Raw genomic sequence first — 16,152 nt, forward strand, 5'->3', positions numbered from 1 at the left:
TGAACCCGCCGCCGCCGGCCGCGGTCCTGGAAGGGGCGGCCGCTACCGCGCGGCGTCGGCGGTCGTGCGCCCCGCCCCCGCCCCGGCCTGCGGCCCCGCCCCGCCACCGCCGGGCGCACCGGCCGGGGCAGCACCGGGCAGGCGCACCATCGTGAAGGCGACGACCGAGGCCACGACGGCGAGCGCGGCCGACACGTAGAGCATGGTGTTCAGCCCGGAGGCGAACGCCTCGCGCACCAGGTGCTCCACCCCGGCCCGCGCCCCGGCCGGCGCCGCGGCGACCACCGAGTGGGCCTGCCCGCCGCTGAGCGCGACGGCCGCCCGGTGCGGGTCGCCGACCTGCCCGCCGTCGCGCAGCACGCTCTCGATCCGCGACTGGAAGATCACGCCGAACACGGCGATGCCGAACGCGAAACCCAGCTGGCGGAACGTGTTGACCGCGCCCCCGGCCATGCCCGCACGCTCCGGCGGCACCGAGGCCAGCGCCGCCGCCGACAGGCTCGGCGTCACCAGCCCCACCCCCAGCCCGGACACCACCAGCCCCGCCACGATGGCGTTGCCCGAGGACTGCGCACCGAGCACGGCCTGCAGGGCCGACCCCAGCGCGATCAGCGCCAGCCCCCCACCCATCGACGCCCGCGGCGGCCAGGGCCCGAAACGGCTGGCCAGCGCCGAGACGACGAACGCCGCCGCGCACATCGGCAGGATGTACAGGCCCGCCTTGACCGGCCCGTAGCCCAGCACCGACTGCATCCACAACGACTCGAACAACAGGTAGGCGAACGCCGCGCCCTGCAGGATCAGACCGCTGACCATGATGCCGGTGAACGAGGGCCGGCGGAACAGCGACAGGTCCAGGACGGGGTGCTCGGCCCGGGACTCCGCCACCAGGAACAGCAGCAGCGCCACCGCGGCCACGGCGAACATGGCCAGCGTCAGCGTCGCACCCCACCCGTCGGAGTGCGCCCGGATCAGCGCGAACGTCAGGGCGCCGCTGGCCACCGTGAAGGTCGCCATCCCGGCCACATCGGCGCGCCGGTGCCCCGGCGTCCTGGCCTCCTTGAGGAAACGCACCGTCAGCACGACCGCGCCCAGGCAGACCGGCAGGTTGACGAAGAAGATCCACCGCCAGTCGAGGTACTGCGTGAGCAGCCCGCCCACCACCGGGCCGGCCGCCGCCGCGATCGCGTTGGTGGAACCCCACACCGCGAACGCCACACCGCGCTCACGGCCGCTGTAGTGCATGCCCAGCAGGGCGATCGTCGTGCCGAACATCGCCGCCGCGCCGAACCCCTGGACGGCCCGGGCCCCGATCAGCACACCCGCACCCGGGGCCACGCCGCACACCAGCGACGCCGCGGTGAAGACACCCAGCCCGAACAGGTACACCTTCTTGCGGCCGATCCGGTCGGCGGAGGACCCCACGCCCAGCAGCAGCGACGCCAGCGCCAGGGCGTAGATGTTGACCACCCACTCCAGGTCGGGGAGCGTGGTGCCCAGGTCCGACGCCATGTCGGGCAGCGCCACGGTCACGATCGTGACGTCCACCAGCAGCATGAAGGTACCCAGGCAGATCGCTGCCAAAGGCCACCACTTACGCATAAGAGCCCCCTTCCCGGATGCTCCGGGGCCCGCCGGGCCCCTTGACCCGGCCACCATCGGGGCCCGCCGCGCCGGCGCCCACCCACGGGCCGCGAAGTGACGCAATCCGACACGCCGGCGCCTACCGTGACGGAAACAGGGGCCTGCCCGCGGGCAGGAGACGGCCCGCCCGCTTGACCGACTGCAGCACCGGCGCGCTCTCCACGTGGCTCACCGCCCGCAGCGCCCCGATCCGCGTGGTCATGAAGTCGTAGAACGCGTCGATGTCCCGGCACACCACGATCGCCACCAGGTTCGCCTGCCCGGACACCGCCGCGGTGAACACCGCCTCCGGCTGCTGGGACAACTGCTCGGCGACACCCACCAGCTCCGCCGGCGGCACCGTCAGCCACAGCATGATCTCGGTCTCGTAGCCGAGCAGCGCCGCGTCGATCTCGACGTCGAAGAACAGCGCCCGCACGTCCCGCAGGTACTCCAGCCGGCGCCGCACCGTCGACTCCGACCAGCCCGTCGCGGCGGCGAGTTCCGCATAGCCGGCCCGCCCGTCGCAGGCGAGCGCGGCCAGCAGGGCGCCGTCGCCCTCGCGCATCGGCACGCGCAGGCCCCGCGGCGGCGGCTCGGCCAGCCGCGGCTGCAACAGCCGCACCTGCTCCTCGCTCAGGGCCCGGGTGCGCCCGTGCCAGCCGGTGGGACCGCCGAAGAAGGTGTGCAGGATGTAGTGCGCGGAGATGTCGACGACCCGCGGGGTGCGGGGGAGCTTCTGCAGCAGCAGCGCGGCACCGTCACTGCGGTGCGGGGCCCGGGTGAGGCAGACGATCTCGGTGCCGCCGGCGGTCAGGCTCACCCAGGAGGTGTCGTCGCGCCGGGCCAGCGCCGCGGCGACACCTCCCGCGGTGTCCGGCGTGCACCGCACCCGCACCAGCCACTCGATGTGGCCGAAGCGCCCGGCGTGGGGCAGCCCCAGCACGCGCATCGCCCCCGACCCGCGCAGCCGGCGGTAACGCCGGGCCACGGTCTGGTCGGACACGCCGAGGACCTCGGCGATGTACTTCAACGGTGCCCGCCCGTCGAGCTGCAGGGCGTGCACGAGACGGCGGTCCAGATCGTCCAGGGGGCCGGAATCCATCTGGCGAACGTAGTTGATGCCGCAGCCGGCGCGCGAGGGGCCGCCCCGCACCCACCCCACCCGGCACCCACCCCGGCACCCGGCACCGAAGCAGCACCCCGCCCCGCAGCAACACGCCGACCACACACACCACCTGACGAGCCGCCACCTGACCCACGCCGCCACCGCAGGCACCACCACCCGACGCAACCGGCGCAGCGCCACCACCGGGCACGCCACCGGCGGAGGCAACCACCACCCGACGCAACCGACCTGACGAACCGTCACCTGGCGTGCCGCCGCCGCCCGCCGCCACCTGCGCCCCGCCCACCATCACCTGCGCCCCGCCCACCATCACCTGCGCCCGGGCCCTGCCCGCCGCCACCTGCGCCCGGGCCCCGCCCGCGCCCCGCCTCCCCGGCCGTGTGCACTATTAACCGCAAGTCATGAGGAATCCATATGCGAATTGCCGGGACGGCCGCTGTAGCGTGGGAATTACTGCGACGATGAAACGCCCATGGAATGGGCGGGCGGACTCGCCGGGCGGGCTTTCCCACGGGCAGGCCGGTGACCGCACAACCCGGCACACCCCTCACGGCACCGCGCACCCCGTCCACCGCCTGACGGGCCGAAACACCGGCCGCGCCGGCACCGGGCGGCCAGGGCCGGGCCACCTCGGCGCGAGGCCGGACGGCGAAGAGGCCCGGCAATTCGGAGCCCGCACAAACCGCCGGCCCGACGGGCACAGAACTCGGAGGAAGTGGAAATTGAACACCCCTGTCTACATCACCTCGGCCGCGGCCTGGATTCCGCCCGCGGAATCCGCGAAGGAAGCGGTCGCCGACGGCCGGTACACCGCCGAGGACTTCACCGTCAACAACATCCTGTGCCTGCCGGTCGCCACCGGTGAGACCCCCGTCCCCGACATGGCGGTGATCGCCGGCCGCCGCGCCCTGGAGCGCGCCGCCGCCACCACCGGCGACCGCGTCGACCTGCTCGTGCACGCCTCGCTCTACCACCAGGGCCGCGACTGGGGCTGGACCTCCGCGCCCTACATCCAGCGCGAACTGGGCCTGCACGGCGCGTTCTCGGTGAACGTGGAAGGCCTCTCCAACGGCGGCATGGCCGCGATCGACCTCGCCGCCGCCCAGCTCCAGGCCGGCCGCGCCACCACCGCCCTGATCACCACCGCGGACCGGTTCTGCGCACCCGGCGTCAACCGCTGGCGCGGCGCCTACGGCATCGTCGGCGGCGACGGCGCCACCGCGATGGTCCTGTCCACCACCGGCGGCTTCGCCCGCATCCACGCCGTCCAGTCGCTCACCGACGCCTCCCTGGAACCGCTGTGGCGCGGCGCCCACCCGTTCACCACCTCCTACGGCGAGGCCCTCAACGACCTGCGCACCCCCAAGAAGTCCTACCTGGAGGAGGTCGGGAAGGAGTCGGTGCTGCAACGCTGCGAGGAGGCGCTGCTGACCCTCGTGCGCTCCGTCCTGGACACCACCGGCCACAAGCTCGACGACTTCGCCAGGATCCTGATGCCCAACATGGGCCACGGCCTGATGCAGGTGCAGTTCCTCCAGCCCCTCGGCATCACGCCCGAACGCTCGCTGATGGACTGGGGCCGCCACACCGGCCACCTGGGTGCCGGCGACCTGATTGCCGGCACCGCCCGCCTGGCCGAGACCCGGCAGCTGCACCAGGGCGACCACGTGCTCCTGGTCAGCGCCGGCGGCGGCTACTCCCTGACCGTCGCCGCGATCGAGATCGAGTCCGTGCCGGAATGGACCGACACCACCACCGACTTCGCCCTGCCCGCGGACGTCACGCCATGACGACACCCGCCACGGCACCCGCCACGGCACCCGCGCCGGGCCCCGTCGCGATCCTGGGCACCGGACGGTGCCTGCCCGACCGGGTGGTCACCAACACCGAGGTCGCCGCACCCGCCGGCGTCGACGACGCGTGGATCGTCCGCAAGACCGCCATCCGCGAACGCCGCTGGGCCGAACCGGGCCAGGCCACCTCCGACCTGGCCACCGCAGCCGCCCGCCAGGCCCTCGACGCCGCCGGCATCACCCCCGGCCAGCTGTCCGTCATCGTCGTGGCCACCTCCACCCCCGACCAGCAGCAGCCCGCGACCGCCGCCTACGTCCACCGCAACCTCGGCGCCCCCACCACCGGCGTCGCCGTCTTCGACCTCAACGCGGTCTGCGCCGGCTTCGTGTACGCGCTCGACGTCGTCCACGCCATGGTCGCCCGCTGCGGCGGGTACGGGCTCGTCATCGGCGCCGACGTCTACTCGCGGATCCTCAACCCCGCCGACTGCAGGTCCGCCGTCCTGTTCGGCGACGGCGCCGGCGCCGCCGTCATCGGCCCGGCCCGCCACGGCCACGGCATCCGCACCTCGATGTTCCACTTCTACAGCGACATGACCGGCCTCATCGAGGTCCCCGCCGGCGGCAGCCGCCGCCCCTACGACCCCGCCACCCACGACGCCGGCCTGCACTACTTCACCATGGACGGGCGCACCGCCCGGGAGTTCGCCGGCGCCACCGTCCCCGGCCTGGTCAAGCAGTTCCTGCACGACAGCGAAGTCCTGCCCGCCGACATCGCCCACGTCGTCCCGCACCAGCCCAACGGCATCATGCTCGACGAACTGGCCGCCGCACTCGACCTGCCCAACGCCGTGCTGCACCGCACCGTCGGCCAGTACGGCAACACCGGCGCCGCGTCGATCGCGGTCACCCTCGACCAGGCCGCCCGCACCGGCGCACTGCACCGCGGCGACCAGGTGCTCCTGGTCGGCATGGGCGGCGGCGTCTCGATCGGTCTCACGCTGCTCCAGTGGTGAAAGCGCGGCCCCGGCCCCGCCACCGGGGCCGGGCCGGCCACGCCCGGGCGCACCCGCCGCACCCGCCGCACCCGACCCGCCGCCGCAGCCCGCACCGGTGCGACCCGAGGAGACAACCGTGCCGATGGACCGCTTCATCCGCGCCCTGATCCGCTGGCAGGCCGCCGACCCGCCGCCGCCGGCCCGCACACTCACCGTCACCGAGCTGCGCCGCCGCTACGCCGACAGCGCGGCCCGCTCCCGCGGCACTGCCGCGCCCGAGCCGGTCGCCGCGGTCACCGACCTGCACGTCGACGCCCCCGGCGGCGGGTTCGGCGTGCGCACCTACCTGCCGCCGGGCGACCGGGGCCGCCTGGTGACCTACCTGCACGGCGGCGGCTGGACGGTCGGCGACGTCGACACCCACGACCAGGTGTGCCGGCGCACCGCCGTGGCCCTGGGCGCGGTCGTCGTCTCCGCCGGCTACCGCCGCGCCCCCGAACACCCCTACCCCGGGCCGCTCCAGGACGCCGTCGCCGCCGCCCGGTGGGCGCAGCGCGCCTTCCCCGGGCGCACCCACGTGATCGCCGGCGACAGCGCGGGCGCGGCCCTGGCCCTGGGCGTCGCGATGCACCACCGCGACCACGGCGGCCCCGCCTTCGCCGCGCAGCTGCTGGTCTACCCGCCGGCCGACCCCGCCATGAAGTCGCCGTCCCTGCACGCCTACGGCTCGGGCCACCTGGCGGACCTGGACGACCTGCGCTGGTACTACGAGCAGTACCTGCCCGACCCCTCACACGGCGGCGACCCGGCGGTGGACCTGCTCAACGCCGACCACCGCGGCCTGGCACCGACGGTCGTCGTCACCGCCGAGTTCGACCCGCTGCACGACGAGGGCGCCGAACTCGCGGCCCGGATGGCCGCCGACGGCGTCGAGGTCGAGCACCTCGACGTGCCGGGCCTGGTCCACGGCTTCCTCCTGATGGCCGACATCGTCCCCGCCGCCGCCACCGCCACCCGCGAGGTGCTGGCGGCCGTGGAACGCACCCTCGCCCCGCGGCGGCCCCGCCCGCACCGGCCCCGCCGCGGCACAACGACCAGCGCGGACAACGCCGTCCGCACTCCCGAGTGAGGAACACCACCGTGAAGGAACTGTACGATCTCGGCGAACTGCCCCCCACCGGCGCGGTCCCGGCCAAGATGCACGCCTCGGTCATCCGGCGCGAGAGGTTCGGCGCCCCCGTCCAGGCCTTCCAGGGCGAGGTCGTCGACGTCCCCGCCGTCGGACGCGGCCAGGCCCTCATCTACGTGATGGCCGCGGGCATCAACTACAACAACGTGTGGGCCGCGCTGGGCAAGCCGGTCGACGTCATCGCCGCCCGCCGGCGCAAGGGCGAGGCCGAGGACTTCCACATCGGCGGCTCCGAGTGCTCGGGCATCGTGTGGGCCGTCGGCGACGGCGTCCACAACGTCGCGGTCGGCGACCACGTCGTCGTCTCGGGCGGCGTCTGGGACGAGGGCGCCTCCGACATCCGCCTCGGCGCCGACCCCATGACCTCGGCCTCCAACCGGGCCTGGGGCTACGAGACCAACTTCGGCTCCTTCGCCCAGTTCACCGTCGTCAACGACTACCAGTGCGTGCCCAAGCCCGAACGCCTCTCCTGGGCGCAGGCGGCCGCCTACGTCCTGTCCGGCGCCACCGCCTACCGCCAGCTCACCGGATGGCACCCCAACGTCGTGCGCCCCGGCGACCCGGTCCTCATCTGGGGCGGCTCCGGCGGGCTGGGCTCCATGGCCATCCAGATCACCAGGGCCCTGGGCGGCACCCCGATCGCCGTCGCCTCCAGCAAGGAACGCGCCGAGTACTGCCTGGGCCTGGGCGCCCAGGGCGTCATCGACCGCAACGACTACACCCACTGGGGCCGGCTGCCCGACATCGAGGACGCCGACGCCTCCGGGCGCTGGCTCCAGGAGGTCCGCCGCTTCGGCAGCGCGTTCTGGGAGCACCTCGGCGAACGCCGCGCCCCCAGGATCGTCTTCGAACACGTCGGCCAGGACACCATCCCCACCTCCATCTACCTGTGCGACAACGCCGGCATGGTCGTCCTGTGCGGCGGCACCACCGGCTACCACGGCGACGTCGACCTGCGCTTCCTGTGGATGCGCCAGAAGCGCCTGCAGGGCTCGCACGGCTTCAACCTGCGCCAGTGCCACGAACTGAGCCGGCTCATCGCCAACGGCGACGTCGACCCCTGCCTCAGCCACACCGGCGACTTCGCCGACATCGGCAAGCTGCACCAGCTGATGCACGACAACCTCCACCCCTCCGGGAACATGGCCGTGCGCATCAACGCCCCCGGCGACGACGAGTAGCCGCACCCGCCCCGGGCCCTGCCCGCACCCACGGCCCGCCCGCCCCGGCGCCGTCCCGGCGCGCCCTTCGCCCGCCGCCCGCCGCCGCCCCCGGGCCCCGGACGCCCGGCCGGCCCGCGGCCAGGACCACGCCCCACCGCCCGGCCCCGGACGGACGCCCCACCGCCCGGCCCCGGACGGGCAGCACACCGCCCCCCGGGGGCGCCAACCACCCGCCCGTGTGCACGACGACCGGCCAACAAGGAGATCTGACCGTGAGCACCACCGGAGCGCAGCCGAGCGTGGACGTGCGCACCCTCCCCGACGCCCTGCGGCTGCGCAGCGAGAAGCAGCCCGACGAGACCGCCTACGTCTTCCTGCACAACGGCGAGGACCCCTCCGAGACCCTGACCTACCGCCAGCTCCACGACGCCGCCGGCCGGCGGGCCGCCGCGTTCGCCGCCGCCGCCCTGCCCGGCACCGCCGCCGTCCTGCTCTACCCCTCGGGCCTGGAGTTCGTCCGGACCCTGCTGGGGTGCATGTACGCCCGCGTGGCCGCCGCCCCGGTCCAGGTGCCCCGGCGCCGCGAGGAGGTCCTGCGGCTGCGCCGGATCGCCGACGACGCCGGCACCACGACCGTGCTGACCACCGCCGAGGTCGCGCGCGAGGTCCGCGAGCGCTTCGCCGGCATGCCCGCCCTGGAGGGGCTCACCTGGCTGGCCACCGACGCCCTGCCCGCCGCCGCGGACACCGCGGACACCGCGGACACCGGGGACGCCGGGGACGCCGTGCCGCAGCCCCCGGGCCCGCAGGACACCGCGCTGCTGCAGTACACCTCCGGCTCCACCGGCGACCCCAAGGGCGTGGTGGTCAGCCACGCCAACTTCCTGGCCAACGTGGTCGAGACCGACGAGCTGTGGCCGTGCGAGCCGGACGGCACCATGGTGAACTGGCTGCCGCTCTTCCACGACATGGGCATGCTGTTCGGGGTCGTCCTGCCCCTGTGGGCGGGCATCCCCTCCTACCTGATGCCCCCGGAGGCGTTCATCCGCCGCCCGGCCCGCTGGCTGGAGGCCCTCGCCCGCTTCGGCGGCACCCACGGCGCCGCCCCCAGCTTCGCCTACGAGCTGTGCACGCGGGCCGCCGAGGAGGGCAGGACCGGCGCGGTGGGCGACCTGTCGCGCTGGCGGGTGGCCGCCAACGGCGCCGAACCCGTGCGCTGGTCGGCGATCCGCGCGTTCACCGAGGCCTTCGCACCCCACGGCTTCGACCCGCGCGCGATGTGCCCCGGCTACGGCCTGGCGGAGAACACCCTCAAGGCCACCGGCACCCGCCAGGACCGCGAGCCCGCCGTCCTGTGGCTGTCCGCCGACGCCCTGCGCGAGGGCACCGCCCGGCCCGCCGGCGAACACGACGGCCCGGCCGTGCCACTGGTCAGCAGCGGCGCCACCACCGGCCGCACCCGGGTGAGGATCGTGGACCCCGCCACCCGCCGGGCGCTGCCCGACGGCCGGGTCGGCGAGATCTGGATCAGCGGCCCCTGCGTGGCGGGCGGCTACCTGGGCCGCCCCGAGCAGACCGAGGAGACCTTCCACGCCCGCCTCGCCGGCACCGACACCGCCAGCAACACCGTCACCGACGCCGTCACCGTCACCGGCGCGGACGGCGGCGCGGAGCACCTGCGCACCGGCGACCTCGGCTTCCTGCACGACGGCGAGCTGTACGTCACCGGGCGCCTCAAGGACGTCATCATCCGCAAGGGCCGCAACCACTACCCGCAGGACATCGAGCTGTCCGCCGAACGCTCCGTCACGGGCCTGCACCCGAACTGCGCGGCCGCGTTCTCCACCGAGGACGGCACCCGCGAGCGGCTCGTGGTCGTCGTCGAGGCCGACGGACGGCTCCTCAACTCCCTGGGCGCCGCCACCGTGCGCGAGCGCGTGCACGAGGCCGTGCGCGACGGGCACCGGATCACCCCCGACGATGTCCTCGTCGTGCGCCGCGGGGCACTGCCCAAGACCTCCAGCGGCAAGGTCCAGCGCCGGGCCTGCAAGCGCGGCTACCAGGACGGCACCCTGGCCGCCCTGGCCGCACCCGCCACCACCCCCGCCGCCCCGGCCGCACCCGCCCCTGCCGTGCCCGCCCCTGCCGTGCCCGCCCCCGCCCCGGCCGTGCCCGCCCCCGCCCCGGCCGCAAGGCAGGAGTGATGGGCCGCCTGCGCACCTGCGGACACCGGCCCGGGGCCCGCATCCTGGGCGTCGGCGTGTACCGGCCGACCCGGGTGGTGGACAACGACGAGATCTGCACCCGCATCGACTCCAGCGACGCGTGGATCCGCCGCCGCAGCGGCATCGCCACCCGGCGCTTCGCCGGGCCCGGCGAAACCGTCATCACCATGGCGGCCGAGGCGGCCCGCAAGGCGATGGCCCAGTCCGGCACCCACCCGGACGACGTCGGCATGGTGCTGCTGGCCACCATGTCCTTCCTGGAACAGGCACCGGCCGCCGCCCCCCGCGTCGCCCACCAGCTGGGCGCCCGCCACGCCGGCGCCCTGGACGTCGGCGCCGCCTGCGCGGGCTTCTGCTACGCCCTGGGCCTGGCCGACGCGCTGGTGCGCTCCGGCGAGGCGCGCGCCGTCGTGGTGGCCGGCTCGGAACGGATGAGCGACATCGTCGACCCCGCCGACCGCGGCGCCGCGTTCCTGTTCGGCGACGGCGCGGGCGCGGTGGTGGTCGGGCCCTCCGACACCCCCGGCATCGGCCCGGTGGTGTGGGGCTCCGACGGCGCGGGCCACCACATGATCGCCCACGACCGCACCTGGCTGGACACCCGTGACGCGCACGCCCCGTGGCCGGCCCTGCGGATGACCGGCCCGCAGGTGTTCCGCTGGGCGACCGGCATCGTGCCGCAGATCTCCCGCCAGGCCCTGGACCGGGCGGGCCTGGACGTCGCCGACCTCGACGCGTTCATCCCGCACCAGGCCAACGCCCGCATCGTGGACGCCGCCGCCGCCTCCCTGGGCCTGGCCCCGCACACCGCCGTCGCCCGCGACGTCGTCACCGCCGGCAACACCTCCGCCGCCTCGATCCCGCTGGCCATGGACCAGCTCCTGTCCCAGGGAAGGGTCTCCAGCGGCGGCGTGGCCCTGCTGGCCGGCTTCGGCGCGGGCCTGGCCCACGCCGCCCAGGTCGTCACCCTGCCCTGACCGGCCCGCACCCCGGCCTTCCCGCCCGGCATCCCCGCCCGGCACCCCCGCACGGAATCCCCGCCCGGCACCCCCCGCCCAACACCCTGCCCCGCCCCACGCCCGGCCGTACCCCGCCCCGCCCCGCCCCACGCCCGTACCCCGCGCCGGCCCCCGCCCGGCCAAGGCCCCGCCCCCCAGTCCCGCCTTGCCCCCGCACCCCGTGCCGGCCGGGCCCCGGAAACCCCCGCCGGCCTGCGGATATAGCCCCCGTATGGCTCCCTCACGCCCCGATATAGCAACCCTTTGCAAGATGGAGGCCCGTGCCCGCCACACCCACGGTGCCCCGCGCCCGCCCACGGGCCGCCACCGCGCGCCTGCCCACGGGTCCGCCACCGCGCGCCCGCCCGCAGGGCCACGGGCCGGCCCGCGGCCCCGACCCCGCCCCGCCCTGCCCCCCTTTCGGCCGCCGAGAAGAGGACGCCCGCGATGCACCAGTCCACCAGGCACTACTTCGAGACCAGGCTGGCACTGGCCTGCGACCCCATGACCACCGCCGCCCGCCTGGCCTCCAGCCGCCTCCACGCCGACTACGTCGTCTACGAGAACGGCGGCACCTGGTCCTACGCCGGCGGCGCCCTCGCCGAGATCACCCTCGACCGCACCGGCGCCCGCCTGCACCGCCCCCGCGGGGAAGAGGTCCACCTGCCCTGGGACGGCCACCCCCTGCAACAGGTGCAGACCCTCCTCGACACCGTCGACACCGCCCACTGGCGCGCCTACGGCTGGGCCGCGTTCGAACTCTCCTACGCCAAGGACGGCGACACCGCCCACATCGGCGACCAGCGCCTGCTCCACCTCGTCGTCCCGCACACCGAGATCAGGATCGACGCCGGCCAGGCCCACCTGCGCTGCGCCGACCAGGCCGGCCTCACCGCCGCCCTCGCCGTCCTCACCGCCCGGCACACCGAGCCCCGCCCCGTCCCCGAGGCGGTGGACGTGCGCCGCGCCGGCGCCGACGCCTACCGCCGCGCCGTCGGCGCCGCGGTCGACGCCATCAACGACACCCGCCTGCAGAAGGTGATCTTCTCCCGGGTCGTCCCCGTCGAGACCGACGTCGACTTCGTCGGCACCTACCTCGCCGGCCGGCGCGGCAACAACCCCGCCCGCTCCTTCCTGCTCAACCTCGGCGGCATCGAGGCCACCGGCTTCAGCCCCGAGATCGTCGTCCAGGTCGCCCCCGACGGCAGGGTCGTCAGCCAGCCCCTGGCCGGCACCCGCGCCCTGACCGGCGACCACACCGAGGACCAGCGGCTGCGCACCGAACTGCTCGCCGACCCCAAGGAGATCTACGAACACGCGATCTCCGTCAAGATCGCCTGCGACGAACTGCACGGCGTCTGCCGCCCCGGCACCGTCGACGTCGAGGAGTTCATGGCCGTCAAGGAACGCGGCACCGTCCAGCACCTCGCCTCCCGCGTCGGCGGACACCTCGCCCCCGGCCTGCGCGCCTGGGACGCCTTCCAGGCCGTGTTCCCCGCCGTCACCGCCTCCGGCGTGCCCAAGGACGCCGCCTACGACAGCATCCGCAGCAACGAGTCCGAGACCCGCGGCCTCTACAGCGGCGCCGTCCTGACGGTCGACCACGACGGCGCCATGGACGCCGCCCTGGTCCTGCGCAGCGTCTACCGCCAGCACGGCCGCACCTGGCTGCGCGCCGGCGCCGGCATCGTGGGCCACTCCCGCCCCGAACGGGAACTGGAGGAGACCTGCGAGAAACTCGGCAGCGTCGGACGCTACCTGGTCCCCGCCCCCGCCCCGGAAACGCACCCGCACCCCGACCCGCACCCCGACCCCGACCCGGCCGCACCCGCGTCCGCGGACCCGGCCGCGGCCGCGGGTGCCGGCGCGGTGACGGCAGGAGCCCGCCCGTGAAGACCGAAGGCATCCACCTCGCCGCCGTCGCCACCCACCTGCCCCCCCTCCACCCCACCCGCCGCGCCGTCGCCGAAGGCCGCTACGACGAGCAGGACCGCCAGGACTCCGGCATCGAGTCCGTCCCCGACGCCGGCGACACCACCGGCCCCGACCTCGCCGTGCGCGCCGCCCGCACCGCCCTGGCCCGCTCCGGCCACCACAGCCGCGACTTCGCCGCCCTCCTGCACAGCAGCGTCCACTTCCAGGGCCCCGACGGCTGGTCCGCCCAGCACTACGTCCTGCGCCACACCCTCGACCGCCCCGTCACCGCCGTCGAGGTCCGCCAGGGCTGCCTGGGCATGCTCTCCGCCCTCGAAATGGCCGCCTGCCGCCTCACCGCCGACCCCGACGGCCCCCCCGCCGTCCTGCTCACCGCCGGCGACAACTTCAACACCCCCCTCGCCGACCGCTGGCGCGCCTCCAAACTCTTCCTCCTCGGCGACGCCGGCGCCGCCGCCGTCGTCTCCCGCCGCCCCGGCTTCGCCCGCCTCCTCGCCGTCGGCTCCGTCTCCACCCCCTCCATGGAAGAACTCCACCGCGGCGGCGAACCCCTCTTCCCGCCCGGCCCCACCCTCGGACGCACCCTCAACCTCGAAGAACGCCGGGAGTACTGGCGCCGCGAATGGGCCAGGGGAGTACCCCCGCCCATGGGCAACTTCGCCGACACCGTCGCCGCCGCCGCCCACCGGACCCTGGACGAAGCCGGCCTCACCATGGCCGACATCACCCGCGTCTGCCACATCGGCTTCTCCGAACTCCCCCTCCAGGCCTCCTTCCTCGACCCCCTGGACATCGACGCCGCACGCGGCATCTGGGAGTTCACCCGCACCACCGGCCACCTCGGCGCCGCCGACCCCGTCGCCGGCCTCGAACACCTGTGGACCAGCGGCCAGACCCGCCCCGGCGACCACGTCATGGTCATCGGCGCCTCACCCGGCATGGAAGCCGGCTGCGCCGTCGTCGAGATCACCGCACCCCGACCCGCCCACGAGGAGGACGCCCGTGCCTGACGGACACACCCCCTGGCCCCAGGACCGCGCCCGGCACTACCGCGCCCAAGGCCACTGGCAGGGCGAGAACCTCGCCGACGTCCTGCGCACCGCCGCCGCCGCCCACGGCCCCCGCACCGCACTCGTCCACGGCAAACGCCGCCTCACCTACACCGCACTCCAACGACGCGTGGCCCGCACCGCCGCCGGCTTCCTCGACCAGGGCGTCACCGCCGGCGACCGCGTCATCGTCCAACTGCCCAACGTGCCCGAGTTCGTCATCGTCTGCTTCGCCCTGTTCCGCATCGGCGCCCGGCCCGTGTTCTCCCTCGTCTCCCACCGCGCCACCGAGATCCGCCACCTGTGCGAGATCTCCCGGGCCGCGGCCTACGTCATCCCCGGCACCCACCAGGGCTTCGACCACACCCGCCTCGCCCTGGACCTCGCCGCCCACCACCCCTGCCTGCGCAAGGTCTTCGTCCTCGACCCGCCCGACCACCCCGACGCCGCCGACGCCGCCGCCGCCGGCCTGCTCGTCGCCCTCGACGACGTCGACGCCCAGCCGCACCCGCTCCCCGCACCCGACCCCTCGGACACCGCGTTCTACCTGCTCTCCGGCGGCACCACCGCACTGCCCAAACTGATCCCCCGCACCCACGACGACTACGCCTACCAGACCAGGGCCACCGCCGACCTCCTCCACCTCGGCCCCCACGACGTCTACCTCGCCGTCCTGCCCGCCGAGTTCAACTTCACCTGGGGCTGCCCCGGCGTGGTCGGCACCCTGCGCAGCGGCGGCACCGTCGTCCTCGCCGACACCCCCCTGGCCGACGAGTGCTTCGAGACCATCGAACGCGAACGCGTCACCTTCACCTCCCTCGTCCCCACCCTCGCCCAGCTCTGGCTCGAAGCCGCCGAATGGAACACCGCCGACCTGTCCAGCCTCGGCCTCCTCCAGATCGGCGGCGCCCGCCTGCACACCCACATCGCCGAACGCATCACCCCCGTCCTCGGCTGCCGCCTCCAACAGGTCTTCGGCATGGCCGAAGGACTGCTCACCCTCACCCGCGACACCGACCCCGAACACACCGTCCTCACCACCCAGGGCCGCCCCCTGTCACCCGACGACGAAATCCGCATCACCGGCCCCGACGGCCACGACCTGCCCCCCGGCGCCACCGGCGAACTCCTCACCCGCGGCCCCTACACCCTCCAGGGCTACTACCGCGCCCCCGAACACAACGCCCGCGCCTTCACCCCCGACGGCTTCTACCGCACCGGCGACCTCGCCCGCCTCACCCCCGACGGCGCCCTCGTCATCGAAGGCCGCATCAAGGACGTCATCATCCGCGGCGGCGACAAGGTCTCCGCCGGCGAGGTCGAGGCCCACCTGCTCACCCACCCCGCCGTCGCCGCCGCCGCCGTCGTCCCCGTCCCCGACCCCTACCTCGGCGAACGCGTCGGCGCCTACATCGTCCCCACCGGAACGCCACCCGCCCTGCGCGACCTCAAACAAGCCCTCCACACCGACGGCCTCGCCGACTTCAAACACCCCGACTGGCTCGCCATCGTCACCGAACTGCCCCTCACCGGCCTCGGCAAGGTCGACAAGAAGGCCCTGACCGCCGACGCCGCCGCCCGCACCGCCGCCGACCCCGCACCGAGCCCGAAGGACACCCCGTGACCGACACCCCGACCCCCGCCCCGGCCCCCGCCACCGGGCCCGCACCCACCGGGGTGTCCACCGAACTGCGCACCACCGTCGCCGCCGCGATCGGCACCGAACCCACCACCATCGCCCCCGACGACAACCTCGTCCACCTCGGACTCGGCTCCCTCGAAATGATGCGCCTGGCCACCCGCTGGCGCCGCGACGGCCGCCCCGTCTCCTTCCGCACCCTCGCCGCCGACCCCACCCTCGCCGCCTGGCAACGCCACCTCGACACCCTCACCCCCGCCCCCGGCCAGGAACCCGCATGACCCGCCCCCCGCACCCCGGCGACGAAAACCTCCCCACCCGCCCACCCGCCACCCTCATCCGCGGCGGACACCTCCACACCGCCGACACCGCCCACCGCATCCACCCCACCGGCTCCGTCCTCATCACCGA

Annotated in this window: 12 protein-coding genes; 10 read left to right on the forward strand and 2 right to left on the reverse strand. The window is 74.9% G+C overall.

Going from position 1 to position 16,152, the window contains the following annotated elements; all coding sequences use genetic code 11:
- Positions 1-42 precede the first annotated feature (42 nt).
- Together ACFC1F_RS37945 and ACFC1F_RS37950 are read right to left on the reverse strand one after the other, a co-directional pair.
- On the reverse strand, positions 43-1,602 hold the full coding sequence (locus tag ACFC1F_RS37945; protein ID WP_376165477.1) for an MFS transporter: 1,560 nt from the start codon (positions 1,600-1,602) through the stop codon (positions 43-45).
- Between the two features lie 121 nt (positions 1,603-1,723).
- The gene (locus ACFC1F_RS37950) at positions 1,724-2,728 is read right to left on the reverse strand and encodes an Lrp/AsnC family transcriptional regulator (protein ID WP_376165479.1); all 1,005 of its coding nucleotides are present in this window, start codon (positions 2,726-2,728) and stop codon (positions 1,724-1,726) included.
- 746 nt (positions 2,729-3,474) lie between these two features.
- Here ACFC1F_RS37950 and ACFC1F_RS37955 point away from each other — a divergent pair.
- From ACFC1F_RS37955 to ACFC1F_RS38000, 10 genes are all read left to right on the forward strand, one after another.
- On the forward strand, positions 3,475-4,542 hold the full coding sequence (locus ACFC1F_RS37955; protein ID WP_376165481.1) for a ketoacyl-ACP synthase III family protein: 1,068 nt from the start codon (positions 3,475-3,477) through the stop codon (positions 4,540-4,542).
- Positions 4,539-5,561: a 3-oxoacyl-ACP synthase III family protein gene (locus ACFC1F_RS37960; RefSeq protein ID WP_376165483.1), complete on the forward strand. Its 1,023-nt coding sequence runs from the start codon at positions 4,539-4,541 to the stop codon at positions 5,559-5,561. The genes ACFC1F_RS37955 and ACFC1F_RS37960 overlap by 4 nt, the downstream gene beginning before the upstream one ends.
- Positions 5,562-5,685: 124 nt before the next feature.
- Entirely contained in the window at positions 5,686-6,672 is a 987-nt protein-coding gene (locus tag ACFC1F_RS37965) for an alpha/beta hydrolase (RefSeq protein WP_376165494.1), read from the forward strand.
- Between the two features lie 11 nt (positions 6,673-6,683).
- Positions 6,684-7,913: a crotonyl-CoA carboxylase/reductase gene (gene ccrA, locus ACFC1F_RS37970; RefSeq protein ID WP_307853562.1), complete on the forward strand. Its 1,230-nt coding sequence runs from the start codon at positions 6,684-6,686 to the stop codon at positions 7,911-7,913.
- A 254-nt stretch (positions 7,914-8,167) separates the two neighbouring features.
- Positions 8,168-10,099 (forward strand): fatty acyl-AMP ligase, encoded by a 1,932-nt coding sequence (locus ACFC1F_RS37975; protein WP_376165486.1) that lies wholly within the window; start codon positions 8,168-8,170, stop codon positions 10,097-10,099.
- Complete coding sequence (locus ACFC1F_RS37980) at positions 10,099-11,097, forward strand: beta-ketoacyl-ACP synthase III (protein ID WP_209417522.1); 999 nt, start codon at positions 10,099-10,101, stop codon at positions 11,095-11,097. The genes ACFC1F_RS37975 and ACFC1F_RS37980 overlap by 1 nt, the downstream gene beginning before the upstream one ends.
- Before the next feature lie 468 nt (positions 11,098-11,565).
- Positions 11,566-13,011, forward strand: a complete 1,446-nt coding sequence (locus ACFC1F_RS37985; RefSeq protein ID WP_376165488.1) for a salicylate synthase — start codon at positions 11,566-11,568, stop codon at positions 13,009-13,011.
- On the forward strand, positions 13,008-14,063 hold the full coding sequence (locus ACFC1F_RS37990) for a ketoacyl-ACP synthase III family protein (RefSeq protein WP_209417524.1): 1,056 nt from the start codon (positions 13,008-13,010) through the stop codon (positions 14,061-14,063). The genes ACFC1F_RS37985 and ACFC1F_RS37990 overlap by 4 nt, the downstream gene beginning before the upstream one ends.
- Positions 14,056-15,726, forward strand: coding sequence for a (2,3-dihydroxybenzoyl)adenylate synthase (locus ACFC1F_RS37995; RefSeq protein WP_376165490.1), 1,671 nt, complete (start codon positions 14,056-14,058; stop codon positions 15,724-15,726). The genes ACFC1F_RS37990 and ACFC1F_RS37995 overlap by 8 nt, the downstream gene beginning before the upstream one ends.
- The gene (locus ACFC1F_RS38000) at positions 15,723-16,022 is read left to right on the forward strand and encodes a phosphopantetheine-binding protein (RefSeq protein ID WP_376165492.1); all 300 of its coding nucleotides are present in this window, start codon (positions 15,723-15,725) and stop codon (positions 16,020-16,022) included. Before ACFC1F_RS37995 ends, ACFC1F_RS38000 begins: the two co-directional genes overlap by 4 nt.
- Positions 16,023-16,152 lie beyond the last annotated feature (130 nt).

This window comes from Kitasatospora sp. NPDC056181 (genome assembly GCF_042266225.1).
Classification (GTDB): Bacteria; Actinomycetota; Actinomycetes; order Streptomycetales; family Streptomycetaceae; genus Kitasatospora.

Coding starts and splice junctions, on each gene's coding strand:
- ACFC1F_RS37965 (WP_376165494.1), top strand. CDS start 5,686: ATGGACCGCTTCATCCGCGCCCTGATCCGCTGGCAGGCCGCCGACCCG.
- ACFC1F_RS37950 (WP_376165479.1), bottom strand. CDS start 2,728: ATGGATTCCGGCCCCCTGGACGATCTGGACCGCCGTCTCGTGCACGCC.
- ACFC1F_RS37945 (WP_376165477.1), bottom strand. CDS start 1,602: ATGCGTAAGTGGTGGCCTTTGGCAGCGATCTGCCTGGGTACCTTCATG.
- ACFC1F_RS37980 (WP_209417522.1), top strand. CDS start 10,099: ATGGGCCGCCTGCGCACCTGCGGACACCGGCCCGGGGCCCGCATCCTG.
- ACFC1F_RS37985 (WP_376165488.1), top strand. CDS start 11,566: ATGCACCAGTCCACCAGGCACTACTTCGAGACCAGGCTGGCACTGGCC.
- ACFC1F_RS37960 (WP_376165483.1), top strand. CDS start 4,539: ATGACGACACCCGCCACGGCACCCGCCACGGCACCCGCGCCGGGCCCC.